Genomic DNA, 22,772 nt, shown 5'->3' with positions numbered 1-22,772 from the left:
TCGACCAATATGAACCAAAGTTGAGTGAAGCTTCGGAGGGGAAGAATGGATCCGGCTTTGACAACGGGTGTGCCGCCAGCCGAAGCTTTCGGCCACGTCCGCATCATCATTGGGATGATCCTGGGCCTTTGCGTTTCCAGACTTCTCACCGGGCTGGCACGCTTTATCCAGCATCCGGGCAAGCAGAAAATCTATCCGGTTCATCTGGCATGGGTAGGTTTCATTCTGCTTTCGGTCATCCATTTCTGGTGGTTCGAATTCGGTTTGCGAACCATTCCACTCTGGACCTTCGAGAAGTATCTGTTCGTTATCTTCTATGCCGGGCTTTATTTCCTGCTCAGCACGCTACTTTTCCCCGACAGTATGGAAGAATATACGGGTTATCGTGACTACTTCATTTCCCGGCGCAAATGGTTCTTCGGCATTCTGGCCCTGGTCTATGTGGCCGATTTCATCGATACGCTGCTGAAAGGAGCCGACCACTACCGGGTCTATGGGATCGAATATCCGATTCAGGTCGCTTGTTTCATCCTGTTCAGTCTGATCGCGGTGTTCTGGGGCAACCGGCGTTATCATGCGGTTTTTGCCGCCGTTGCGCTGGTTTACCAGATCACCTTCACACTGCGCCATTTTGCAACGTTGAGTTAGAACATGTCTCCCAAAAATGGGCCGCTCTACGACTGCTTTTCCGCATTGCGCCGGGTTTCCGCATCCACGATTTCGCGGAACTGGCGCAGCAGCGGGTGGCGTGCTGTCTGCCTGACGCCGTAATCGAGATTGAACGCATAATCGAAATCCGGCGGATTGAGCCCGATATTATGCTGCATCATGGTTTCGAGCTTGTCGAAACCCTTGGCAAAAATAGCTTCCGTCGATTTGCCTTCGCTGTAATCCGCCCACAGTTCCATGATTTCTGCGCTGAGATCATCCGGCAGCGGTGCGCACAGCGTCATCAGGTCGCCTTTTTCGCGCTCAGTTCGTCCATCATCGGCGGATTGATGGATAGCGGGTACATCGCCGGAAATCGCTTCGCCCAGATCGTGGATGATGCACATCTTGATGAGTTTCAGCCGGTCGCAATCGCCCAGCTCCCGGTCGAACAGCGTCACCAGCAGGCATAGCCGCCAGCTATGTTCGGCTGTGCTTTCCGGTCGGCCCTGAGAGGTATGGCCGGAACGCAAAGTGCTTTTCAGCCGTTCTGCATGTTGGATAAACTGGATTATGCCGCCAAGCCGGGCTGGATCGATCGGGTATTCCGTTTCGGCCTTCATGGCGGTCTCCTGATTTATCTGTATGAATCAATACATATAATTGCAATTTTAACGGTTTGTTTGCCATGATGAATATTAATCTGGATCAATAGCCACGGGTGAAAAGCGGGACGGAGCGATGGTAGAACGGGACGGAGAGAGGAGACGTGCGGCTGTACGCCCACTTCTGGCCTATGCGCCGGAATTCCTCGGGCCTGTGCCATCCGTCCGTGCTACCGGAAACAATGACGAAGACCGCGAGCATCAAAAGCGCCGCGAGGAATTGCTCCGCCGCAAACAGGATTTGTTAGACGCCGAAGAGAGTGAGCGGGTCGATCCGAAGGCGGATATGCAGGGCCGGATGAATGCCGTGCGGGAGGCTCTGCAAGCCAATCTTGACGGTGCGCCGATCAACGAACCATCCGTATCGGAAGCATCTGTATCAGCCGCCGTTCCGAAGCTTGAAAAGCCGATGCAATTGCCGCGCCGCAGGCGGCGCTGGGGGCTTCTGGCCGGTTTCACGATACTGGGCGGAATTATCGGAACCACATATGCTGTTCTGGAACCGCCCCAATATGCCGCGACGGCATCCTTGCAGGTTTTTCCGCCCGAGCGGCGCAGCGAAATTGCCTCGAATGTCGTGCTTGAGCGCGCCGCACAGATGGCGCACATTGAACGTGCAGCCGATCTCGGCGCGCCTTCCTTTCTGGAAGAATTGCGCTCTCGCCTGACCCGATTGCTGCCCGAAGATCAGCAGTCTCCAGCCGTGGCTGGACCTAGAAAGATGTCGGGCGCGCAATTGCTGCGCCAGCGTCTTGATTTCACACAGGCGCTTGACAGTGGCACGGTGAATGTGGAGGCCACGGCTGACAGGCCGGAAACGGCAGCACTTTTGGCCAATGCTGTTGCGCAGGCGTTTCGCGATCATCTGCAGGGCGGCGGAGAGTTGAACGGGGTTGAGGGTGATCTTCCGGCGCGTCTGCAAAGTCTGGAGGCCGATGCAGAAGCGGCGCAGCAGGCGGCAGGGGCTTTTCGCGTCAGCCGGGATTTTGGCGATGACGACAACAAAGCCGCACTTCAACGCGAGTTCGCCGACAGCAAGGCCGAGACAGCGCGCATCGCAGCGGAGGCCAACAGCCTGAACGGCGCCACCGCCGAGAGCCTCGCTAGCAAGGGCGTGCCCGAATCCATGCGTTCCGGAGCACTGGGCGCACTGGTGGAGCGGTATCGCGCCGCAGGGCAGGGGGCTGAAGTGAGCCAGATCGAAGCGGAAATCGACAAGGAGATTTCCAGCCAGCGTAGCCTGTTACAGGCAGATCTTAAGAATGCGGTCGAACGTGAGCAAAAGGCAGCGGCTGCCATTGCCGGTTTCGGTTCAGCGCCCGCAACAGATGAAGACAAAGCTCGGCTGCAGATGCTGGAACGAGATGCGGCGGCAAAGCAGGCACTCTTTGAAGATTTGCAGATGCGTGCGGCACGGGGCGAGCCTGCCTCGGCGGGGTCTGCTGCGACAGTGCGGATTGTTACGCCAGCCATGGCGGAACCGAACCCTCGCAATCTCTCCCCGCAAGGGGTTGTCGCCCTTGGATTGCTGGGCGGGTTTTTGCTTGGTCTTCTTTCGATGATGCTGGCCGGTCGCAAGCCCCGATCGTCCGCCAGAAGCGAAGTCGAGCCGGACGAGGTTCTGGAACCCTACGGCGAAACCCGGCTTGCTGCCGTTATCCGCGAAGCCAATGCGCGCTGGGAAGCCGAGAATGAAGGCGCCAACCGCACCACGGAAAACGCCGCCCTCGGTCTTGCCATCGACGACGTGCGTTCATCCCGTATCACGAGACCCTAACTGGTTCTTACAGGACTCTGCGTTCTGAAACTTCATAAAATCCTGCATTGTCGCGCATTCGCCAATTGTCATCGAGCGTCATGACGCTTATGGGCATGTGTACGAAAAAGATGTCGTGTATCTCCCAGACACTTAAGCCCGATATCACAAAAGAACGGAGCGCTCGCTATGGCTCAATTGATTGATGGCAAGAAGCTCGCCGAGGATGTGGTTTCCACGGTGAAGCGCGAGACAGAAAAGCTCGTGGCCGCTACCGGCATTGTGCCCGGCATCGCGGTGGTTATTGTCGGCGAAGACCCGGCAAGTCAGGTTTATGTCGCTTCCAAGAGCAAGAAGGCCAAGGAATGCGGTTTCCACTCGGTGCAGCACGATCTGCCGGAAACGGCGTCGGAGCAGGAGCTTCTCGACCTGATCGAGAGCCTGAACAACGATCCCGCCATTCATGGTATTCTGGTGCAATTGCCGCTGCCGAAGCATATCGATTCAGGCCGGGTGATCCAGACGATTTCGCCCGACAAGGATGTTGATGGCTTCCACTTCATCAATGTCGGCAAGCTTGGCACCGGCGAGGTCGAAACGGCTTTCGTTCCCTGCACGCCAGCGGGCGCGATGATTATGATTGAGCGCGTTCATGGCCGTGATCTTTCGGGTCTCAACGCTGTGGTGATCGGGCGTTCCAACATTGTTGGCAAGCCGATGTTCAATCTTCTGCTTGCAGCAAATGCAACCGTTACGGTTGCGCACAGCCGCACGAAAGACCTGTCCGCGATTGCCCGCACGGCGGATATCCTGGTGGCGGCGGTCGGACGCCCGCAAATGGTCAAGGGCGATTGGGTCAAGCCGGGCGCGACGGTAATCGATGTTGGTATCAATCGCATTCCGGCTCCCGAACGGGGTGAAGGCAAGACACGACTGGTCGGCGATGTCGATTTTGCGGAAGCCGAAAAGGTCGCCGGAGCGATCACGCCGGTTCCGGGCGGTGTCGGTCCGATGACCATCGCCATGCTGATGGCAAACACGCTTACCTCGGCGTGCCGCACTGCTGGCGTGAAAAAGCCAGTTTTTTGACACAATTGAACTGCGCTTTTTGCGTAAGTTTATTCCGGTTTTGATGGTTTGAGAGGCAAAACAGCTTAAATCGCTGTTTTGCCTTAATTTCATTCCGGCTGTTTTCAGAACACCGAAGCGCCTTCGTCAGCCCGTCCGGCGATCTGGCGGAAAGCACGGAACAATTCACGTCCCATGCCATGTTCGTTGCCGGAAAGATCAGGGCGATCTTCACCGCGATCATTCAGCAGCATCACATTGACGAGAACTTCCAGAGTGCCGTTTACTGCATCCAGACGAATGACATCGCCGTCGCGGATTTTTCCGATGACGCCTCCATCAAGTGCTTCCGGCGTGACATGGATGGCGGACGGAACCTTGCCAGATGCACCGGACAGGCGACCGTCGGTGACGAGGGCCACGCGCTGGCCGCGATCCTGCAGAATGCCCAGAACCGTCATCAGCTTGTGGAGTTCCGGCATGCCATTGGCTTTCGGCCCCTGATAGCGGACCACCGCAATGAAATCACCGGTCAATTCGCCAGCCTTGAACGCGGCCTGCATCTCCGCCTGATCGTTGAAAACCTTGGCGGGTGCTTCGATGACCTGGCGCTCCGGCTTTACAGCAGAAACCTTGATGATCGCATTGCCGATATTGCCGGTCAGAACCTTGAGGCCGCCGGTCGGCTGGAATGGTGCATGGATCTTGGCCAGAACCTTTTCGTCGCCGCTTTTTTCCGGCACCGGCTCACGCACGACGGTGCCATCGGCGCCAAGCTTCGGTTCGATCGCGTAAGGACGCAGACCTTCGCCGAACACGGTGCGCACATCCTCATGCAGGATGCCGCCATCGAGCAGTTCACGGATCAGAAAGCCCATGCCGCCAGCAGCATGGAAATGGTTCACATCGGCAAGGCCGTTCGGATAGACGCGGGCGAGAAGCGGCACCACATCCGAAATTTCCGAAATATCGTGCCATGTCAGCTTGATACCGGCGGCGGCTGCCATGGCGATCAGGTGGATGGTATGGTTGGTCGAGCCGCCGGTCGCATTGAGACCAATGACGCCATTGACGAAGGAACGCTCATCCAGCATCTCGCCGACCGGCGTATATTCATTGCCGCAGGCTGTGATGGCGAGCGCGCGTTTGGCGGCTTCGCGGGTCAAGGCGTCGCGCAGCGGTGTGCCCGGATTGATGAAGGATGCGCCCGGCAGATGCAGGCCCATGATTTCCATCAGCATCTGGTTGGAATTGGCGGTGCCGTAGAAAGTGCAGGTGCCGGGGCCGTGATAGGACTTCGATTCCGATTCCAGCAGCTCGGCGCGCCCGACCTTGCCTTCGGCATAGAGCTGGCGGGTCTTGGCTTTTTCGTCGTTCGGCAGGCCGCTGGTCATCGGCCCGGCAGGCACGAACACGGCGGGCAGGTGACCGAAGGTCAGCGCACCAATGATAAGACCGGGCACGATCTTGTCGCAGACGCCGAGATAGACTGCTGCATCGAACATATCGTGCGACAGACCGACGGCGGTTGCCATCGCAATCACTTCGCGGGAGAACAGCGACAGTTCCATGCCCGCAAAACCCTGCGTAACCCCATCGCACATGGCCGGCACGCCGCCAGCAACCTGCGCCACGCCACCTGCTTCGCGCGCAGCCTGCTTGATAAGCTGCGGGAATGTTTCGAATGGCTGATGCGCCGACAGCATGTCGTTATAGGCGGTGATGATGCCGAGGTTCGGAATCTCGTCGCCGATCAGCGCCGCCTTGTCGTGCGGGCCGCAGGCGGCGAAACCATGCGCGAGATTGGCACAGCCCAGCACGGCGCGCTTTGGCTTGTTGGATGAAGCCTCGCGCACACGGCCAAGATAGGCTTCGCGTGTCGGCTTGGACCGTTCGCGAATGCGCGCGGTGATTTCCTGAATGCGTTTATGTGCCGTCTCGGTGGGCATGGGTATCACCTGTGCCAATCTGGCTTGATCGAGTTCAGAGCATTTCCAGTTTAAATTAGACCATTGGAAATGCTCTAATTCTTTGTTTTCACGCGCATCTTTCCCGAAAACCGTTTCACACTTTTCGAGATGCGCTTTAACTCGTCCAGTAGAGCTGGATCGGTGTGCGCGCATGGTGGAAGACAGCGCGCACGGGCATTTCATTCTCGTCATCGCCGGAAAGCGCCTTTTCCAGCGTTGCCTGCTTGGCAGCGCCTTCGATATGCAGAACCAGCATGTCGGCTTCGGCAATGATGGGAAGGGTCAGGGTCAGGCGCTTTTCGCCAGCGCCCTCGGCATGGATCGGCAGCACAAGCGCCCTTGTTTCCGGGTTGATCGCCTGATCGAGCCGGTCGGCACCAGGAAAGAAGGAGGCAGTATGACCGTCATTGCCCATGCCAAGCACCACCACGTCGAAAGGACGACGCAACGCATCGATGCGGCTGGCGGCAGCAAGCGCCGCCGTTTCGGCCGTCGCCGCCGGATTGTACAGGCCGACGAACCTGGCCACGCCCGCATGATCGCGCAAAAGATGCTCACGCACCAGCTTTTCGTTGGAACGGTCGCTATCGACGGGGACGAAACGCTCGTCAACGAGGGTGATCGTGACGAGGTTCCAGTCGATCATCTTGCGTGATAGCACCTCGAACAGCTTGAGCGGCGTGGTGCCGCCAGAGACGGCCAAAGTGGCCTGTCCCCGTTCAGCGATGGCGGCATTCAGCTTGTTCGCAATGGCTTCCGACAGTGCCTGCGCCAGTTCCGTTCCGCTGGTAAAATCGTGCCGTTCAATGCTCATTCCATACCTTTCCAAAGCAGTAACTGAAGCGCTAGGCTCCAGTGTCACAGGCTTTCGTGCCATGTGCGCCCGTCACGCTCGATAAGCGCGATGGACGATGACGGCCCCCATGTTCCTGCCGTGTAGCCCTGCACAGGCTGGCTGTTCAATTCCCATCCCTGAAGGATCGGATCGACCCAGCGCCATGCCGCCTCGACTTCGTCGCGGCGCATGAAGAGGGTCTGGTTGCCGCGAACGACATCCATGATGAGACGTTCATAGGCATCCGGATTGCGTTCGCTGAAAGACTGGGCGAAGCTCATATCCAGCGGCACGTGGCGCAGGCGCATGCCGCCAGGGCCCGGATCCTTGATCATCAGCCACTGCTTCACGCCTTCATCCGGCTGGAGACGAATGACGAGCTGGTTTGCCATCACCTTGCCAGCGCTTTCACCGAAGATGGAATGCGGGATCGGCTTGAAGGTAACGACGATTTCCGAAACGCGCGTGGCAAGCCGCTTGCCGGTGCGCAGATAGAAAGGCACGCCAGCCCAGCGCCAATTGGCAATTTCAGCCTTCAGCGCCACAAAGGTTTCAGTATTGCTGGTCTCGCTTTCCAGATCTTCGAGATAGCCGCGCACCGGACCACCTGCCGAGGCACCGGCGCGATACTGACCGCGTACCGTCATGTCTTCGACATTGAGGTTGGTAATCGGCTTCAACGAGCGCAGAACCTTGACTTTTTCATCATGGACGGCATCGGCTTCAATCGATGAAGGGGGCTCCATCGCAACGAGGCAGAGAAGCTGGAGAATGTGGTTCTGCACCATGTCGCGCAGCGCGCCTGCCTTGTCGTAATAGCCCGCGCGGCCTTCCAGGCCGACGGCTTCTGCAACGGTGATCTGCACATGGTCGATATGGGCGGAGTTCCACAGCGGCTCATAGAGCGCATTGGCAAAGCGCAGAGCCATCAGGTTCTGCACGGTTTCCTTGCCGAGATAATGGTCGATGCGGAAGATCTGGTCTTCGCGGAAAACGCTGCCCAGCGTATCGTTGAGCGCCATGGCGGATTCCAGATCGCGGCCGATCGGCTTTTCCACAATGATGCGCGTATCACGGGTAATCAGGCCATGCGTCTTCAGACGGGTGGCGATATCGCCGAAGAGCGTCGGGCTGACGGCGAGATAAAAAGCGCGAATCTTTTCCGGCTTCTTGCCAATCAGGGTCTTGAGCGCATCCCAGCCCTCTTCGGACTTGGCATCGACAGCCACATAGCTGAGGCGGGCGAGAAACTTGTCGACTTCCTTCTCGTCAACTTCCGTAGCCTTCACATGTTCATGAATGGCATCCCGTGCGAACTGCCGATATTCGTCATCGGTCATGGCGCTGCGCGATGCGCCGATGATGCGCGTCGGGTCGGTGAGCTGGCCTGCACGCTGACGCTGATACAGTGCCGGAATGAGCTTGCGTTCGGCAAGATCGCCGGAGCCGCCGAACACGATGCAGTCGAAAGGCTCTACCGGAATTGTCTGGCTGGTCATCTATCGCTCTCTTCTCTTCTTGCGCAAATCAGTCTGCCTGTGGGCAGCATGCGATTTTCAAGCTGCCCTTGTCTATTATCTAATCGATTTAAATTCAACAGTCGCAATGCCGCAATCGCACGAAATTGAAGGCGCCTTGCCATAATTGACGGATTAACGGCTTGTGCATACATGACATGTTCATTTTGGTTCAGGCTCTTTACGCCATATTGAAACAAATAATCTGGATTCAAGTGATTGCACTTTACTGGAAATGCTCAAAAGGAGAATGACATGAAGAGGCTGCAGGATAAGGTCGCAATCATCACCGGTGCCGGTTCAGGCTTCGGTTCAGGCATGGCGCGCCGATTTGCAGCCGAAGGTGCAAAGGTCATCCTCGCTGATGTGAACGTAAAACGTGTCGAGGATGAACTTGCCGATATTGGCAAGAACGCCCTTTCCGTGCAGGCGGATGTTTCTCGCAAGGATGATATGGAGCGCGTGGCGCGCACGGCCTTCGAAGCGTTTGGCCGCATTGACATCATGGTCAACAATGCCGGTTTCACGCATCGCAATATGCCACTGACGGAAGTGACGGAGGACAGTTTCGACCTGATCTCATCCGTGAATATGAAGGCGCTCTATTATTCGACGCAGATCGTTGTGCCGATCATGGAACATCAGGGCGGAGGCGTCATCATCAACACTGCTTCGGCAACCGCGTTGCGTCCGCGCAAGGGCCTCGTCTGGTACAGCGCGTCCAAGGGCTGGATCATCAGCGCGACCAAGGCGATGGCGCTGGAACTGGCAGACAGGAATATCCGCGTGAACTGCATCTGCCCGGCTGAAAGCGACGGTGAGGCATTGAAGCTGTTTCTGGAGGAAGACACCCCGGAGGCGCGTGCAGCGCTGAAACGCACCATTCCTCTCGACCGGTTTTCGACGCCCGACGATGTGGCAGAGGCCGCTCTATGGCTGGCCTCGGACGCCGCCTCCATGGTCACCGGAACCGCGCTTAATATCGACGGCGGTTACTCTATCTAGCCATCGGCTTCGGCGAGGAAGTCATCGAAAATGGCTTCCAGCCGTCTGTGCCGTTCGGCGGCCATGAGCTTTCCGGTTTCCGTCTTGAAACCGGAGGCGAGGCCAAACAGTTTCGTGCGAAAATGGTCGAGCGCAAAGCGCTTGTCATCCAGCGGGCGGTTTTCGGCGTGCGGGTCGCGCCAGTCGTAAAGCGCACTGCCCATGCGGCCCGCAATGTAGAAACACCGGGCGGCACCAATGACGCCGATGGCATCAAGCCGGTCGGCATCCTGCAGAATCTTCGCTTCTGTCGTGACGGGCTCGATATTGGCCGAAAAACTGTGCGCTTCGATGGCATGGGCGACGAGGCCGATGCGCGCATCATTCCAGCCGAGGCTGTGCAGGAGTGCTGATGCTTTTTCCGCTGCCAGTCGCGAAGCGCGGTTTCTGTCAGGCGAATTCTTCTCCACGCTCACGCAATCATGCAGCAGGGCTGCGGCGCAAAGCGCTTCGCCATCGCCGCCTTCCCGGCGCTGGATCGCAGCCGCGTTTTTCCAGACGCGGGCAATGTGGGACAGGTCGTGCGACCCGTCCTCGCCATGTTCGAGCGCATGGGGCAGAAGCCTTTCGGCAAGCGTTGCGAAAGGCGCGAAGATATGAGCTGTCATCCTGGTCCTGCCCTGGGTTTCGGGGATTCGGGAGATGACGCAAACTATCGGCACTTGCGCAGGACGGTCCAGTTATAAATCGCGCCGAGAGCCATGATCAGGCATGTGCCTAAAAATACGGAACGCATGCCGAAGTGACCGCCGACGAAGCCGCCGGCGACGGGGCCTGCAACCTGCCCGACATATTGGGCCGAGACGGAAAGCCCAAGAATGCCGCCCGCTACCCGGTCGGGCACATTGTGCCGGATGACGCTGGTGATGCAGGGCAGGAGACCGCCCAGCGCCAGCCCCATCAAAAAACGCAGGCCGATCAGTTGCCAGGCTTGCGTGACGAAAGCCTGCGGGATCAAAAGCAGCGCGGAAGCCGACAGCGCCCCGATGATGACGCGGGTGTGGCCGATGCGGTCGGCAAGGCGACCCAGCCGCGAGGATGACAGGATGCTGCCAAGCGCGGCGGCTGCCATCACTACGCCGGAAATCAGCGTCACTTTCGTCCGGTCGTCCATCAGTTGCATCACATAGACGGTGATGATCGGCTCGATCGACATATTGGCGAAAAGCAGCAGCATGCCCGTCACCAGCATGGCGATGACCGGCTTTCTGTCGGGAATGGCAGCCCAGATGGATTGCGCCTTCTGCTCCCCGGTCGGCTTCGGCGGCCTGCGCTCCTCGCGGATCAGGAAGGTGGTTGCGAGGAAGCTGAGGAAGATCACGCCGCCGGCCAGCCAGAAGGTTGCGCGGATGCCGATCAGCGGCGGCAGCGCGCCGCCGAGCAAGGGGCCAGCCAGATTGCCCGCCATGATGCCCGCCGAAAGCGCGCCCAGCGCCCAGCCGGTCTTTTCTTTTGGCGTCTGGGTCGCGACGAGGATCATCGAGCCGGACGAGTAGCCACCCGCAATGCCCACGAACAGGCGCAGCGCCACCAGTTGCCAGACGCTCGTCACCATGCCGATCAGCGACATGGCGATGGCCATGCCAAGGCTGGCGCGGATGAGCATCAGCTTGCGCCCGTATCGGTCGCCAAGCCTGCCCCACAGCGGTGCGACGAAGGCTGCGGCCAGAAAAGTAGCGCCGTAGGCGACGCCCGACCACTGCACGATTGCCGCATGATCGGTGACGCCCAATTGTTCCACATAGAGCGGCAGGAAGGGGAGGAGCAGCGACATGGCAATGAGCGTCGTGAACGAACCGATGAGGCAGATCAGCAGGTTCTGCTTCCAGTAGCGTTCGTGGTTTTCCTCGGTGGCCACATTTTCCTGGCGGGCTGTGGCGACGGTTTCGTCGCTTGCAGCGGCTTGGGCGGTGCTCATGTCATGTCTCGCGATTGCAATGTATTCCATTTTGGGATACCAAACGGTATGCATGAATGCGCCTGTTGATGAGACTTGTCAATTGCAGCGCTAATCGAAAATGGAGAATGGTCGCCAATGTCACAGATGAGGCAGGTTGAAACGCAGCTTCGCGACATGATCCTCGGTCTGGAACTGGGGCCGGGCGAACGTTTGACCGAGCGCTGGATCGAGGCGCAGTTTGAAGCCTCACGCACGCCGATCCGGGCAGCACTTTTGCGGCTGGAGGCGGAAGGGCTCGTCTGCCGCGAGGGGCGCGGCTGGACGGTCTCGCCGATCAATCTCAGCGAAATCGAACAGATCGGTGTCTATCGTGAAGCGCTGGAAATTGCTGCGCTGAAGCTCACCTGTGCGCTTGAAGATCGCAGCGGCGTTGAGCTGATTCTGGCGATGCTGGATAGCTGCGATGCCAACACGTCGCGCGAGGAATGGCACCGGATCGGCATGGATTTTCATATCGAGCTGGCGCGGCTGTCAGGCAACGAGTTTCTCAGCCGTGGCGTGCGCGATGCCATGCAGCGCCTCTCACGGGCGCGCTGGCTGGAGGTGCGCGACGAGGCGGCGCTCGCTCGCGCATGGGCCGAACACCGCGCTATTCTCGACGCGGTGCGCGAAGGGAATGCCGATAAGGCGACGGCGTTGATGAGCGCGCATCTGGACGGCAGCCGCAGCCGCCTCGTCAGCAATCTGCACGAGGACCGCCGCGGCCTCAAGGCGCGGGGCTTTGCCGTCATCAGCGCGTAACACGGTTACCGCCATTCGGGCAGTTTATGGCCGTCGCGTGAATAATATTGCGTGCGCCCATCACCGATGCCGATATCCCGCAGGATGTATTCCGGCGAGTGTTCGGTAATGACGATATGGGTGCGTTTACGCGAAAACAGGCGGGAGAAAAGCGCGCTCCAGCCGCTTTCCGATCCGTGGCTGACCGTGGGCGCTGTGGCGGTAGTGCAGGTAGAATCGAGGTTTTTCATGATCTCACCTATCGAAGGAAGCGGCCGTGGGAGGCAGCTACTTGTTAAACTGTGCCTATAGGTATGCGCCTGAAAACCTTTGTTTTCCAATCGAACCTCGATTAGTATGCATAAGGAGGATTTATGCATCATGACGACAGCGCTTCCCCCTTTATCGGCCATTCGCGTTTTTGAATCCGCCGCCCGCCATGCAAGTTTTACCCGCGCTGCGGAGGAATTGGGCATGACGCAGGCTGCGGTCAGTTATCAGATCAAGATTTTGGAGGAGCGCGTCGGCGCGCCCCTGTTTCTGCGTATGCCGCGACAGGTGGAACTGACGGAACTTGGCAAATGTCTGGCGCCTTCCATCACGGAAGCCTTCGAGACGATGCGCAATGCCTTTGCCAGCCTGCGGGAAGATGCGGAGGGCACGCTTTCGATCAGCGTGCTCGCCACTTTTGCCGCCAATTGGCTGGCGCATCGGCTTGGCTCGTTCCAGATGCGGCATCCGTCGCTCGCGGTCAGGCTCGATACGTCCGACAGCGTCATTGATTTCGCAACGTCCAATGTGGATATCGCGATCAGAAGCGGTTTCGGTAAATGGCCGGGCCTGGAAGCGCATCAGCTCATCAAGGCGAGTTTCACGCCCATGCTCAGTCCGGCTCTGGCCGCAACCATCGGCGGAGTGAAGGAACCTGCCGATCTGCTGCGGCTCAAGATCATCGACGCGAGCGACCCGTGGTGGAAAATCTGGTTCAAGGCGGTGGGGATCGAAAATCCGCAATTGCAGGGCAACACGCAGAGCCGGCTCGGAGCGCAGCATATTGAAGGGCGGGCGACGGTCGCAGGGCAGGGCGTGGGCATTCTCACGCCTGCTTTCCACCAGATCGAAATCGCCACCGGCCAGCTTATCCAGCCTTTCGACATTCTTGGCGATGATGGACGCGCTTATTGGCTCGTGTACCCCAAATCCCGTCGCAATACGCCCAAGGTGCGCGCATTCAGGGAATGGATATTGAGCGAGCTCGACTGCGGATAGACGGCAGCCGGGACAGGCTCAATCTTTCGATATGGCGAGGAAAACCGCGTGCTGGGCGTCATAGGCACGCTTGAAGGCAGGGCGGCCTTCGCCGCGCGCGACATAGGCTGCAAGGTTCGGGTAGTCGTTCAATATGCCTGAACTCTTTAGCCTTCGCAGCACGGTGACCATCAAAAGATCACCGGCACTGAAAGCTCCATCCAGCCAGTCATTGCTGCCGAGACGGGCGGAAAGTGCATCCAGTCTTTTGCGGATACGCGCTTCCATGATGGGCATACGCTGCTCGTGCCAGCTTTCCTGCCGTTCCACGAAGCCGGCCGTTTCCCGCTCGATGATTACCGGTTCGATGGTGTTGTGCGCGGCGAACATCCATGTGATGGCGCGTGCCCGGCCATTGGCGTCATCTGGCAGAAGGCCGGGGTTCTGTTCCGCAATATGAAGCACGATCGCGCCGGATTCGAACAGCGCCAGGTCGCCCTCTTCATAGGTGGGGATCTGCCCGAAGGGTTGAAGATCGAGATGGGGGCTGGCTTTCATCGCCTTAAACGAGACGAGGCGCACGTCATAGTCCTGCCCGGTCTCTTCAAGCGCCCATCGAACAGGCATGTCCCGCGCCATTCCCCGGCCGCGATCAGGCGAATTTTCAAATGCGGTGATGACGGGACGTGCCGGACTGTTGCTGCTGGTGGACGCATTTTTCATAATGGCTCCTCCTCAATGTCGCGTTCATTCCCCCGGATGTAAACCGATGCCTCCCGGTTCCGGTTGCAGTCTTCTGCTGCCTCTTTCCAGCAAGCTGATCCGAAATAGCCGGGTTAAAACCTTCTACCAAATAATACCGACCAGTTGGTATGTTGTCAACGTAAGTGGAAAGTCAGGAAGGTGAAGGAGAGGAAAGGGGGGAAGGGGTAGGGAGGCAGGTTGTGGAGATCAGGCTGAGGAGAACAAGAAAGGAGCGGGGACGCTGAGAAAGGAGAGACGGATCGGGAAACGGAGGAAGAAGCGAGTGGAGCGAAGGAGGGGGCAGGAGAGGGATCCACAGATTGGTCTGACTTAGTTTCATGCCGACACTGAATCAGATGTTGACCACTTATGGAAGATGTATAGCCTTGCCGCATGAAAGGTGCCCCTGAGATGTTCCTCCCGGACACGCTGCGATCTGCTGCTTGCCGCAGCGGCGGTGAATGGGGCTGGCAACCTGAAACGATACCTCTGGTGATCGATGCAGCCGAGAAATTGGGCCTTCTCAACGTTGGTGGGCAACTGCAATTCCTCATGCCGGAAGGTACCTGCGAATGTTATTGGGTAGAGGTAAATGCGTTAATAGGCGAGCCATACGGCTTAACCTGGGCCGAGCGCGTTGCACTCTCCGCAACAGCTGCACGCCACCAGATGGTTGATATCAGCCGTCGCTACGATTTTATCGAAGAAGGGCGCAAAGCATTTGCCGACCCTTTTGCGGCTTACGAAGCTACCGGTGGCAACGTCCGTGACCGCATGCGCTTTATTTGGTACTTACGAGCCGACCGCAAATAATCGCCCCGCTGGCTTTCATGGGAGGTGCGTGTCACGCGCTTTGGTCGGGTTCGGCAAGCGATAACTATGGAACAGACAGAACCAGCGGATGGCGCACGAAAGCCGAAATCTCTATGCATTCAAAATTTTTTTCTGCCGAATGTCACATACGGCATTGCTGTCTCGTCATGTCTATCGAACCCCTTGAACCGAAAGGAACGATACCATGACCCCTCTGCTCAACCCGTTCAATGTTGCCCCTGCCACGATGAAGTCCTGGATGAACGCTTCGATGACGATCGCATCCAGTCTGGAAGCGAGCCTGATCGAGCTTGTCAAAATCCGCTCCTCGCAGATTAACGCCTGCGCCAATTGCATCAATATGCATACGCTTGAAGCACGCTCTCTTGGCGAGACCGAACAACGCATCTATTTGTTATCGGCATGGCGGGAAGCACCGTGCTACTCTGAGCGCGAACGTGCGGCTCTGGGATGGGTCGACGCGCTGACCCGCCTGTCGCAAGGCCATGATCTGGAAGACGCCCGCACTGCCATGCAGGCACAGTTCACTGAGGAGGAGCAAGTGAACCTTACGCTGATGATCAACATCATCAATGGATGGAACCGCATGGCGGTTGGCTTTGGTCTCTGGTTCGAACCGGAAGCCAAGAAGCCGGCAGTAAAGGCAGCCGTCTGATGGTCGACATATCCTCGCAAGGCGATGCAGCCGAAAGCTTCGATCCGCTGCGCCCGAAACTGATCCGTGTTGCCTATCGCATGTTGGGATCGGTCGCCGATGCCGAGGATATGGTGCAAGAGGCGTTCATCCGTTGGATGAACGCCGACCGCAGCGAGGTGCGTGAGCCGGAAGCCTTTCTGCGCCGCACCGTAACCCGCCTGTGCCTTGATTTTCTGAAATCCGGGCGCAACCAGCGCGAAACCTATTTCGGGCCGTGGATTCCCGATCCGGTTGTCGAAGAGGACGCGGATGACGATGTTACCCTTCCGCTCATGCTGGCGCTGGAGCGGCTCTCGCCGCTGGAACGCGCCGCCTTCCTGCTGCACGATGTCTTCGGGCTGGATTTCGACGAGATAGCCAAAACAATCCAGCGCGATGCTGCGGCCTGCCGCCAGCTTGCTGCGCGGGCACGCAAGCATGTGCGCGAGGAGCGCCCCCGTTTTCAGGTCGACAAACAGCGTGGGCTCGAACTGGCGCAGGCCTTTTTCACGGCGTCGCGCAGCGGCGATATGAATGCACTTGGTGCGATGCTGGCAGCCGATGTCAACCTTCAGGCCGATGGTGGCGGCAAGCGCCCGGCTTTCCCGAAGCCTGTTTTCGGCTTCGAAGAGGTGATGAAAACCCACGAGAAACTGGCGGGCTATTTCCGTGGCAACCAGTCTACGCTTTTGCGTACGGTGTTCATCAATGGTTTGCCCGGCATCATCACGCGTGAAGCCGATGGCGAAATCCAGACGACAGCTCTCGATATTGAGGACGGCAAGATTGTCGGCATCTATGTGGTCCGCAACCCGGACAAGCTAAAGCATCTGCACTGAGCGATACCTGGTCCCGCTTTTTGGAGACATGCTTTACCCGATCAGGTAGCGGCAGGCGCCTGCCGCGCCAATGCCGATCAGCACGGTTGGCAGCATGGAAAAGCGCGTCGCAGCGAAGATAGTGATTGCAAGCGCGATCAGGTCGGCAGGCTTGTCGGACACGAAATCGGGCGCGATGACCGAAATCAGAACACAGCCGGGGGCGGCTTCCATCACCGCCGTCGCACGCTTGCTGAGCGTGCGGTTGCGCAGCAGTACATAGCCGCCGATCCGCGTGAGATAGGTGACACTTGCCATCAAAACGATGGTCAGAACAGCCAATGGATCGATCATTCTTCACCTGCCAGCAGATAGGCTGCAACAAGACCGGACAAGGCACCGGCGGCGACATACCAGGCGCCAGGAATGGTGAGATAGGTCAGCGCGGCCACCACAAGGCTGACCAGCCATGGGCGTGCTGCCGCAAAACCTTTCCACATGCCTGCCAGCAGAACCAGAAACACTGCCGGGAATGCCATGTCGAAACCATAGGGGCGCAGGTCTCCCATCATCGGCCCGAAGGCTGCGCCAAGCGTCGTGAAGACGACCCAGGCGAGATAGAAAGGAATGGCCACACCGGCATAGAAGGTGAGGCTCAGCGCCGGATTGACGCCTTTCGACTGGCGACGTTTGGCATCCGCAAGGCCGAGCGCCCAGCTTTCATCGCACATTAGAAACAGGCTCGCAAAAGCCTTGCGCTTGGGCAGGTGGCGGATGAAGGGTGCCAGAGCCGCGCCCATCAGCAAATGGCGGCTGTTGACCAGAAAGGTGATCGCAACAATCAGGAGGACATGCGGCGGCGAGGTCCAGAGCTGGATGGCTGCAAATTCCGATCCACCTGCAAAGTTCAGTCCGGTCATCATGGGGACTTCAATGACGCTAAGGCCCTTTTGTGCGGCCTGCGCGCCCAGAACCAGAGCATAGGGAATGATGCCAAGCAGAACCGGCAGGCCGGCTGCGGCCCCGCGACGGAATTCCGAGCCGCGCCCGGATCTGCTTTTTTGAGGCACATAGGCCTGTGAAATATCCATAAAATTCCCGTTGACCAACCGGTAACTGGTTGCCCTTTGCTCAGTCTCTTGCGTGTTTGCTTGAGAAGTTTCGCGACTATAACCAATATCGCGAGCAATTTGGTTGCGAATTATGCCCTCATGCATCAATATTTGGCAGGGAATGCCAATAAGAGTGGCATAAATGGAATCGAGCGCCAATGAAGCTGGATGAGATCGACAAGCGGATTCTGCGCGTGCTGCAACGCGATGGCCGCATCGCCAATAATGATCTCGCACGCGAGGTCGGTCTTTCGCCGTCTCCATGCCTGCGGCGGGTGAAGCTTCTGGAAGAGGCGGGCGTGATCGACCGTTATGTCGCCGTGCTGAACCCAGCCAAGGTCGGCAAGGGGCTGACTTTCTTCACACGCATCCGGCTGGACAAGCAGGACGAGGAAACGCTTCAGACCTTCGCCAAGGAGATATTGAAGCTGCCGCAGGTGCTCGAATGCTATTTCATGCTCGGCGATTATGATGCGATGATCCGGGTGGTTGCGGCGGATATCGAGGATTACCGCCGCTTCCAGTCGGAATATCTGAGCCGGATCAAGGGCGTTCAGAACCTGAAGACCGACGTGCCAAGCCAGACGGTCAAGCAGACTTCCGAAATGCCCCTGTAGCCTCCTCCTCTGCGGCAATGAACGGATCGGGCCGCGCCAGTTCCGCATTGACACGATCTGCCAGTTCAAAGAAACGCCTGCGCACCTGCGGAGCATAGGGATTGGCATGTTCTATGGCCTGAAACACTTCCGGCGCATCATGGCGAACCATGCCGACCGCCTGCATCAGAAGGTCGAAGCTCTTTGTTGTCATGCGGGTTGGTAGCGGCTCCATCTGCACCAGAACCTTGGCGATCAGATGCGTCAGCCCCTGAACCATTGCCGCCTCGCGGTCATGATCTTCCGGCGTCGTTATGATGACATCGAGCGCAAGTTTCCTTTTCAGGAAAGCGGCAACACGATGGAATCGCGTGCCGCGCACAGGGCAGACGGCGATTTTCAGTCCGACAATGCCGTCGCGCGCACTCTGCGGACCGAAGAGCGGATGTGTGGCGACAATATCGACATGCGCAGGCAGGCCGCGCCGCATGGTATCGGCTGGCCCGACCTTGACCGAGCCGACATCGAGAACAAGCGTGCCGGGGCGCAGATGCGGGGCGATCATTGCCACCACGCGCTCAAGCGTTGCGACCGGCGTTGCAAGGATGACGATCTCGCAGAGGGCGACCTTTTCCAGAGAGGTCAGGGGGACGCCATGCATCAGCGCCGCCCGTTCGATGTCTGCGGCAGGGTCGTAAGCATATAACTGGAAATACGGGTTCAGGTGACGGGCGATAAGCTGCCCGAATGCGCCAAAGCCGATAATGCCAATTTTCATATGCTGATTGTTGTCGCGAGACATGGACTGACCTCTTTAGGGCCGCATGGCCAGAGGTGCTGTCCTTGAAACTCAACCGCTGGCAATGCAGCGGTTGAACTATGACAAAGCAAACCCGCCGCTATATGAGCGGGGCGTAATAAGACCGGGTGCTGATGAGTGCTTTGTTCATGCCGTCTAGCTATTCCTGCTTCGGGCGCATGTCAACAGCTTCCCTTGGCACACGATGAAGCCCTTACGGGAACATCTTCGCGGCTTTACCCTCGGCAAGCGTTTTGCCACTGGCGTCGAGTGCCTTCACCGTCCACGAATAGTTATGGGAACCGCCCGGAGGGCAGGGCCCCTTATAGCGGAATGCGCCATAGGGAATAGCGGCCTTGCCATTATAAGCCACCTTGCCGCCGCCATGCTGAAAATCCATGGCATTGCGATCCACCATGTGAAACGTCAGCGTTTTCGTTTCCTTTGGAACGCCGGTGATGTTGAACGGCGGCGATTTTGAATCGAAGCATTTCTTCGTCGGTCCCCACTGGAACGACACGCCGAGATCTGCCGACAGCGCAGGCGTTGCCATTGCGGCCATCACGGCGGCCACAACAATCAGTTTCTTTTTCATTCGTAATTCCTTCCAAGCCCCGACATAGACTCGCTATGCCATGGCTGGAAGGTTAGTATTTTTCTGCTTGCACGCAATAGGAGAAATGTATCTGGCCGCTTAACCTCGATCAGGCTTCACGCGGCCGGGATTGGCAAAAACCCTCCGTCTTTCGAGGTAGGGCTTACGCCTATTCGAGAAGCCTTATGGCCTGATTGCCGGAATCTTTTCGGGGTCGGGATCGGCTAAGATCAGTTACGTTAACTTGGGGCAAAGTATCGAAGCGCCGCTGGTCCGGGCAACACGGAACGACGCTTCAGATTTTGAAGCTGCGCATCGTGCTTTGCTAGAAATCCACGCTGATTTTCAGGCCGGTGCCGTAACGAGAAGAGCGGAGGGATACATGTCTTCAGGAAAGAATGCGCATTCGCCGCGCAGTCGTGCGCGACGGCATTTTCTGGGTCTTACAGCGGCCACTGCCGCCAAGGTCGCGGCACTGGGTGTGTTTGCTTCAACGGTGTCGTCACGTCCGTCGCAGGCCCTTGGCAACAAGTGGTGGCATGGCGGCCACGGCGGTGGTCATGGTGGCGGCTCCAATTGCCTGTTGAAAGGCACGCTGATCGAAACGCCGATGGGTCCGGTGGCGGTGGAGACATTGTCCGTCGGCGACCTCGTAACTACGGCCCGTGGCGAAACGCGTCCGGTCAAGTGGATCGGCTGGCAGAGCCACAGAAAAGGCGGCGTGGTTTGGAATGAAAGCGTGATGCCGATCCGTATCAAGCGCTATGCCATCGACAGCAAAACCCCGCAGCGCGACCTCTATCTCTCGCCCAATCACGCGCTGCTTATCGATGGCGTCCTGATCCGCGTGAAGGATCTGGTTAATGGCCAGAGCATAGCGCGCGTGTCGATGGATACGGCTATCGACTATTACAATATTGTTCTCGACAGTCATGAAGCAGTATTGGCTGAAGGGGCTGCCGTCGAAACCTATCTGATGCACGGCGACAGCTATAAGAGCTTCACCAACTTTGCCGAGTATCAGGAATTATATCCAGATGAAGCCAATATCATCATGCGGCCCTATGCGCCGCTGATGGGTTATGAAGGTGCTCGCCAGCATATGCATGCATTGTTGTGCATGAGCGGCATTTTTCCGCTGCGCGACGTGGTTGAGGAAACCTATCAACGTCTGGCAGCGAAAACGGGCGAAAGTGTAGCGTAAAGTAATGAGCAATACCGGGCGGTGGTAAGAAAGGCGGGGTGCCGGAAGGTGCCCCGCTTTTCTTTTATCAAGCGGATTCAGCCAGCTTCCGCAGCGCGCAGGAAGGACTTTCGTTCCGTTTCGCTGCCATTGATCTGGCCTCTCAGTTGCAGGAGATCTTTTCGGCTGACCAGTCCGCAGAGCTTTCCGTCGCGCGTCACGATCGGGATACGTCCGCAATCAGTTGCGATCATCATGTCGGTGATGAACGCCACGCTGTCGTCCTGATGGCCGACAGGTGTGGAGGTGTCGGAAACGGCATCTGCAAGCGTCTGGCTGGACAGTTCTGTCTTCCGCTGCCATTCCAGCGCATCGGCGCGCGTCACGACGCCGATCAGTATCCGGTCGTTGTCGATGACCGGGTAAAGGCGATGCCGTGCTGCTTCCGAAGCAAAAAAGGCTGAGGCTTCCTGCACGGTCATGCTTGCGGGCAGCGTGTCCACATTCGTCACCATGACTTCATGCACACGAGCAGATTCGAACGGGCTTACGCCATATTCGCGGGTGATGTGCTGTCCGCGCCGCGCAATTTTCTCCGTCAGGATGGAACGCTTGAGCAGAAGAACAGTCACTGCATAGGCGGTCACCGTTGCCACGAAAACCGGGACGATCTGGCCGAAATCGCTGGTGACTTCGACGGCAAAGAACGTGCCGGTCAGCGGCGCGCGCATCGTGCCGCCCATCATGGCGGCCATTCCAAGCAGTGCCCAGAAGCCCGGTTCTCCACCGGGCACGATCAGGCCGAGCAGCCAGCCCATCGCGCCGCCGAAGATCAGAAGCGGGGCCAGAACGCCGCCGGAAGTGCCCGATGCCAGAGCGCAGAGCCAGATCGCGCTTTTGACAAGCAGGACCACCAGCACTGTGGTTGCCAGGAATTTATCGTTGAGGAAACCGTCGATGAGATCATAGCCGACGCCCAGTGCACGTGGTTCGATCAGGCCACCAATGCCGATGGCGATGCCGCCGATTGCCGGCCACCACATCCAGTGAACGGGCAACCGCTCGAACGCATCCTCCAGCTTGTAGAGGAGTGTCGTGAGCAAGCCGGATTGCAGGCCGGCGACGATGCCGATCAGGGCACATGCGAAAATCCCCCACCAGGGTAGCACCAGATGAAAATGGGTCTGGAACAGCGGACCTGTCTCGAAGAACAAGGGCCGGTTTGTGTGGGCGACTGCTGCTGCAGCCGCAACAGGAATAAAGCTGCGGGGCTTCCACTCGAAGAGCAGCAATTCAACACCCAGCATCACAGCGGCAATGGGCGTGCCGAAAATGGCAGTCATGCCCGCAGCAGCACCGGCGACGAGCAGGGTCTTCCGCTCGGCTGAACTCATCTGGAACAATTGCGCAAAAAGCGATCCGATGGCCCCGCCCGTCATGATGATCGGACCTTCGGCGCCAAAGGGGCCGCCTGTACCGATCGAGATCGCCGATGAAAGTGGCTTCAGTATCGCCACTTTGAGCGACATGCGACTGCCACCGATCAGGATGGCTTCAATCGCTTCCGGTATGCCGTGCCCGCGAATTTTCTCGGAGCCGTAACGCGCCATCAGCCCGATTGCCAGACCGCCCAATATGGGGATGAGCACGATCCAGAAGGATGGCGAAAGATGCGCCAGTGTTGCCGGGTCAATGCTGATGCGGCCAAACCAGACCAGATTGGTGACGAGGGCGATCAGGCTCACAAGAACCCAGGCGGCAGCGGTGCTGGCGGCACCGATGACGATCGCCATCGCGATCAGGAGCAGCATTCGCCTGTCGGCGGTAAAATCACCTGCGACGCGGCGCGCCACGCCGCCGGTGAAATCGTGCGGTCTTCGAAACTCGTTTTGCCGGGCCATAGCAAATTCCTGTTCTTCTTCAGCAAGGATACTGGTTGGGAAACAACATCCTCAAACGGCGGGTTAAATATATCGTAATGCGA

24 protein-coding genes are annotated in these 22,772 nt (G+C 58.2%); 11 read left to right on the top strand and 13 right to left on the bottom strand.

What is annotated here, in order from left to right; genetic code table 11:
- The first annotated feature begins 45 nt into the window (after positions 1-45).
- Positions 46-648: a hypothetical protein gene (locus F9K94_RS17120; RefSeq protein ID WP_061346924.1), complete on the top strand. Its 603-nt coding sequence runs from the start codon at positions 46-48 to the stop codon at positions 646-648.
- 26 nt (positions 649-674) lie between these two features.
- On the opposite strand, the gene F9K94_RS17115 is transcribed toward F9K94_RS17120, so the two are convergent.
- Positions 675-1,271, bottom strand: coding sequence for an HD domain-containing protein (locus F9K94_RS17115; protein WP_151647155.1), 597 nt, complete (start codon positions 1,269-1,271; stop codon positions 675-677).
- A 118-nt stretch (positions 1,272-1,389) separates the two neighbouring features.
- Between F9K94_RS17115 and F9K94_RS17110 the strand changes: the two genes are divergently transcribed.
- Both F9K94_RS17110 and folD read left to right on the top strand, forming a co-directional pair.
- Positions 1,390-3,090, top strand: a complete 1,701-nt coding sequence (locus tag F9K94_RS17110; protein ID WP_151647153.1) for a GumC domain-containing protein — start codon at positions 1,390-1,392, stop codon at positions 3,088-3,090.
- A 168-nt stretch (positions 3,091-3,258) separates the two neighbouring features.
- Positions 3,259-4,158 carry a bifunctional methylenetetrahydrofolate dehydrogenase/methenyltetrahydrofolate cyclohydrolase FolD gene (gene folD, locus F9K94_RS17105; protein WP_061346927.1) on the top strand — a complete coding sequence of 300 codons (900 nt, stop codon included), beginning with the start codon at positions 3,259-3,261 and terminating at the stop codon, positions 4,156-4,158.
- 104 nt (positions 4,159-4,262) lie between these two features.
- Here the strand turns inward: folD and edd are convergent, their stop codons facing one another.
- The 3 genes from edd to zwf all read right to left on the bottom strand — a co-directional run bounded on the left by edd (position 4,263) and on the right by zwf (position 8,441).
- Entirely contained in the window at positions 4,263-6,086 is a 1,824-nt protein-coding gene (gene edd / locus F9K94_RS17100; RefSeq protein ID WP_151647151.1) for a phosphogluconate dehydratase, read from the bottom strand.
- 136 nt (positions 6,087-6,222) lie between these two features.
- Positions 6,223-6,921 carry a 6-phosphogluconolactonase gene (gene pgl / locus F9K94_RS17095; RefSeq protein WP_151647149.1) on the bottom strand — a complete coding sequence of 233 codons (699 nt, stop codon included), beginning with the start codon at positions 6,919-6,921 and terminating at the stop codon, positions 6,223-6,225.
- Between the two features lie 44 nt (positions 6,922-6,965).
- A complete protein-coding gene (zwf, locus tag F9K94_RS17090) occupies positions 6,966-8,441 on the bottom strand; it encodes a glucose-6-phosphate dehydrogenase (protein WP_151647147.1) in 1,476 nt (491 codons plus the stop codon).
- Between the two features lie 273 nt (positions 8,442-8,714).
- Here zwf and F9K94_RS17085 point away from each other — a divergent pair, with 273 nt between their 5' ends.
- Complete coding sequence (locus F9K94_RS17085; protein WP_151647145.1) at positions 8,715-9,464, top strand: SDR family oxidoreductase; 750 nt, start codon at positions 8,715-8,717, stop codon at positions 9,462-9,464.
- Here the strand turns inward: F9K94_RS17085 and F9K94_RS17080 are convergent.
- Positions 9,461-10,111 (bottom strand): HD domain-containing protein, encoded by a 651-nt coding sequence (locus F9K94_RS17080; protein ID WP_151647143.1) that lies wholly within the window; start codon positions 10,109-10,111, stop codon positions 9,461-9,463. The genes F9K94_RS17085 and F9K94_RS17080 overlap by 4 nt on opposite strands.
- 44 nt (positions 10,112-10,155) lie before the next feature.
- Positions 10,156-11,421 carry a multidrug efflux MFS transporter gene (locus F9K94_RS17075; RefSeq protein WP_151647141.1) on the bottom strand — a complete coding sequence of 422 codons (1,266 nt, stop codon included), beginning with the start codon at positions 11,419-11,421 and terminating at the stop codon, positions 10,156-10,158.
- Positions 11,422-11,538: 117 nt separating this feature from the next.
- On the opposite strand from F9K94_RS17075, the gene F9K94_RS17070 reads away from it, so the two are divergent.
- Positions 11,539-12,204, top strand: coding sequence for a GntR family transcriptional regulator (locus F9K94_RS17070; protein ID WP_151647139.1), 666 nt, complete (start codon positions 11,539-11,541; stop codon positions 12,202-12,204).
- 5 nt (positions 12,205-12,209) lie between these two features.
- Here the strand turns inward: F9K94_RS17070 and F9K94_RS17065 are convergent, their stop codons facing one another.
- Positions 12,210-12,434, bottom strand: coding sequence for a hypothetical protein (locus F9K94_RS17065; protein ID WP_151647137.1), 225 nt, complete (start codon positions 12,432-12,434; stop codon positions 12,210-12,212).
- Positions 12,435-12,564: 130 nt separating this feature from the next.
- Between F9K94_RS17065 and gcvA the strand changes: the two genes are divergently transcribed.
- Positions 12,565-13,452 (top strand): transcriptional regulator GcvA, encoded by an 888-nt coding sequence (gene gcvA, locus F9K94_RS17060; RefSeq protein ID WP_061346936.1) that lies wholly within the window; start codon positions 12,565-12,567, stop codon positions 13,450-13,452.
- A gap of 18 nt (positions 13,453-13,470) precedes the next feature.
- Here the strand turns inward: gcvA and F9K94_RS17055 are convergent, their stop codons facing one another.
- Complete coding sequence (locus tag F9K94_RS17055) at positions 13,471-14,154, bottom strand: glutathione S-transferase family protein (RefSeq protein ID WP_151647135.1); 684 nt, start codon at positions 14,152-14,154, stop codon at positions 13,471-13,473.
- A gap of 432 nt (positions 14,155-14,586) precedes the next feature.
- Between F9K94_RS17055 and F9K94_RS17050 the strand changes: the two genes are divergently transcribed.
- From F9K94_RS17050 to F9K94_RS17040, 3 genes are all read left to right on the top strand, one after another.
- On the top strand, positions 14,587-14,988 hold the full coding sequence (locus F9K94_RS17050) for a hypothetical protein (protein ID WP_151647133.1): 402 nt from the start codon (positions 14,587-14,589) through the stop codon (positions 14,986-14,988).
- Between the two features lie 205 nt (positions 14,989-15,193).
- Positions 15,194-15,664 (top strand): carboxymuconolactone decarboxylase family protein, encoded by a 471-nt coding sequence (locus tag F9K94_RS17045; RefSeq protein ID WP_151647131.1) that lies wholly within the window; start codon positions 15,194-15,196, stop codon positions 15,662-15,664.
- Complete coding sequence (locus tag F9K94_RS17040) at positions 15,664-16,524, top strand: sigma-70 family RNA polymerase sigma factor (protein WP_061346939.1); 861 nt, start codon at positions 15,664-15,666, stop codon at positions 16,522-16,524. Before F9K94_RS17045 ends, F9K94_RS17040 begins: the two co-directional genes overlap by 1 nt.
- A gap of 33 nt (positions 16,525-16,557) precedes the next feature.
- Here the strand turns inward: F9K94_RS17040 and F9K94_RS17035 are convergent, their stop codons facing one another.
- Together F9K94_RS17035 and F9K94_RS17030 are read right to left on the bottom strand one after the other, a co-directional pair.
- Positions 16,558-16,857 carry an AzlD family protein gene (locus F9K94_RS17035; protein WP_010659133.1) on the bottom strand — a complete coding sequence of 100 codons (300 nt, stop codon included), beginning with the start codon at positions 16,855-16,857 and terminating at the stop codon, positions 16,558-16,560.
- On the bottom strand, positions 16,854-17,594 hold the full coding sequence (locus F9K94_RS17030; protein ID WP_061346940.1) for an AzlC family ABC transporter permease: 741 nt from the start codon (positions 17,592-17,594) through the stop codon (positions 16,854-16,856). The genes F9K94_RS17035 and F9K94_RS17030 overlap by 4 nt, the downstream gene beginning before the upstream one ends.
- Before the next feature lie 179 nt (positions 17,595-17,773).
- Here F9K94_RS17030 and F9K94_RS17025 point away from each other — a divergent pair, with 179 nt between their 5' ends.
- Entirely contained in the window at positions 17,774-18,232 is a 459-nt protein-coding gene (locus tag F9K94_RS17025) for an Lrp/AsnC family transcriptional regulator (protein WP_061346941.1), read from the top strand.
- Here the strand turns inward: F9K94_RS17025 and F9K94_RS17020 are convergent.
- Together F9K94_RS17020 and F9K94_RS17015 are read right to left on the bottom strand one after the other, a co-directional pair.
- A complete protein-coding gene (locus F9K94_RS17020) occupies positions 18,204-19,013 on the bottom strand; it encodes a prephenate dehydrogenase (protein ID WP_151647129.1) in 810 nt (269 codons plus the stop codon). The two genes, F9K94_RS17025 and F9K94_RS17020, sit on opposite strands and share 29 nt — an antisense overlap.
- Positions 19,014-19,224: 211 nt before the next feature.
- Positions 19,225-19,605, bottom strand: a complete 381-nt coding sequence (locus F9K94_RS17015; RefSeq protein WP_235813510.1) for a YbhB/YbcL family Raf kinase inhibitor-like protein — start codon at positions 19,603-19,605, stop codon at positions 19,225-19,227.
- A gap of 382 nt (positions 19,606-19,987) precedes the next feature.
- On the opposite strand from F9K94_RS17015, the gene F9K94_RS17010 reads away from it, so the two are divergent.
- A complete protein-coding gene (locus F9K94_RS17010) occupies positions 19,988-20,809 on the top strand; it encodes a Hint domain-containing protein (RefSeq protein ID WP_151647127.1) in 822 nt (273 codons plus the stop codon).
- A 77-nt stretch (positions 20,810-20,886) separates the two neighbouring features.
- On the opposite strand, the gene F9K94_RS17005 is transcribed toward F9K94_RS17010, so the two are convergent.
- Positions 20,887-22,689 carry a chloride channel protein gene (locus F9K94_RS17005; protein ID WP_151647125.1) on the bottom strand — a complete coding sequence of 601 codons (1,803 nt, stop codon included), beginning with the start codon at positions 22,687-22,689 and terminating at the stop codon, positions 20,887-20,889.
- Between the last annotated feature and the right edge of the window lie 83 nt (positions 22,690-22,772).

Origin of the sequence: Brucella tritici (assembly GCF_008932285.1) — a bacterium.
Classification (GTDB): domain Bacteria; phylum Pseudomonadota; class Alphaproteobacteria; order Rhizobiales; family Rhizobiaceae; genus Brucella; species Brucella tritici.
The sequence above is the reverse complement of the archived record's forward strand: the minus strand, read 5'-3'. Positions and strand labels throughout refer to the sequence as shown.

Coding starts and splice junctions, on each gene's coding strand:
- F9K94_RS17020 (WP_151647129.1), bottom strand. CDS start 19,013: ATGTCTCGCGACAACAATCAGCATATGAAAATTGGCATTATCGGCTTT.
- F9K94_RS17085 (WP_151647145.1), top strand. CDS start 8,715: ATGAAGAGGCTGCAGGATAAGGTCGCAATCATCACCGGTGCCGGTTCA.
- F9K94_RS17040 (WP_061346939.1), top strand. CDS start 15,664: ATGGTCGACATATCCTCGCAAGGCGATGCAGCCGAAAGCTTCGATCCG.
- F9K94_RS17055 (WP_151647135.1), bottom strand. CDS start 14,154: ATGAAAAATGCGTCCACCAGCAGCAACAGTCCGGCACGTCCCGTCATC.
- F9K94_RS17030 (WP_061346940.1), bottom strand. CDS start 17,594: ATGGATATTTCACAGGCCTATGTGCCTCAAAAAAGCAGATCCGGGCGC.
- F9K94_RS17080 (WP_151647143.1), bottom strand. CDS start 10,111: ATGACAGCTCATATCTTCGCGCCTTTCGCAACGCTTGCCGAAAGGCTT.
- folD (WP_061346927.1), top strand. CDS start 3,259: ATGGCTCAATTGATTGATGGCAAGAAGCTCGCCGAGGATGTGGTTTCC.
- F9K94_RS17035 (WP_010659133.1), bottom strand. CDS start 16,857: ATGATCGATCCATTGGCTGTTCTGACCATCGTTTTGATGGCAAGTGTC.
- F9K94_RS17110 (WP_151647153.1), top strand. CDS start 1,390: ATGGTAGAACGGGACGGAGAGAGGAGACGTGCGGCTGTACGCCCACTT.
- gcvA (WP_061346936.1), top strand. CDS start 12,565: ATGACGACAGCGCTTCCCCCTTTATCGGCCATTCGCGTTTTTGAATCC.
- F9K94_RS17045 (WP_151647131.1), top strand. CDS start 15,194: ATGACCCCTCTGCTCAACCCGTTCAATGTTGCCCCTGCCACGATGAAG.
- F9K94_RS17070 (WP_151647139.1), top strand. CDS start 11,539: ATGTCACAGATGAGGCAGGTTGAAACGCAGCTTCGCGACATGATCCTC.
- edd (WP_151647151.1), bottom strand. CDS start 6,086: ATGCCCACCGAGACGGCACATAAACGCATTCAGGAAATCACCGCGCGC.
- zwf (WP_151647147.1), bottom strand. CDS start 8,441: ATGACCAGCCAGACAATTCCGGTAGAGCCTTTCGACTGCATCGTGTTC.
- F9K94_RS17050 (WP_151647133.1), top strand. CDS start 14,587: ATGTTCCTCCCGGACACGCTGCGATCTGCTGCTTGCCGCAGCGGCGGT.
- F9K94_RS17115 (WP_151647155.1), bottom strand. CDS start 1,271: ATGAAGGCCGAAACGGAATACCCGATCGATCCAGCCCGGCTTGGCGGC.
- F9K94_RS17075 (WP_151647141.1), bottom strand. CDS start 11,421: ATGAGCACCGCCCAAGCCGCTGCAAGCGACGAAACCGTCGCCACAGCC.
- F9K94_RS17120 (WP_061346924.1), top strand. CDS start 46: ATGGATCCGGCTTTGACAACGGGTGTGCCGCCAGCCGAAGCTTTCGGC.
- F9K94_RS17015 (WP_235813510.1), bottom strand. CDS start 19,605: ATGAAAAAGAAACTGATTGTTGTGGCCGCCGTGATGGCCGCAATGGCA.
- F9K94_RS17005 (WP_151647125.1), bottom strand. CDS start 22,689: ATGGCCCGGCAAAACGAGTTTCGAAGACCGCACGATTTCACCGGCGGC.
- pgl (WP_151647149.1), bottom strand. CDS start 6,921: ATGAGCATTGAACGGCACGATTTTACCAGCGGAACGGAACTGGCGCAG.
- F9K94_RS17025 (WP_061346941.1), top strand. CDS start 17,774: ATGAAGCTGGATGAGATCGACAAGCGGATTCTGCGCGTGCTGCAACGC.
- F9K94_RS17010 (WP_151647127.1), top strand. CDS start 19,988: ATGTCTTCAGGAAAGAATGCGCATTCGCCGCGCAGTCGTGCGCGACGG.
- F9K94_RS17065 (WP_151647137.1), bottom strand. CDS start 12,434: ATGAAAAACCTCGATTCTACCTGCACTACCGCCACAGCGCCCACGGTC.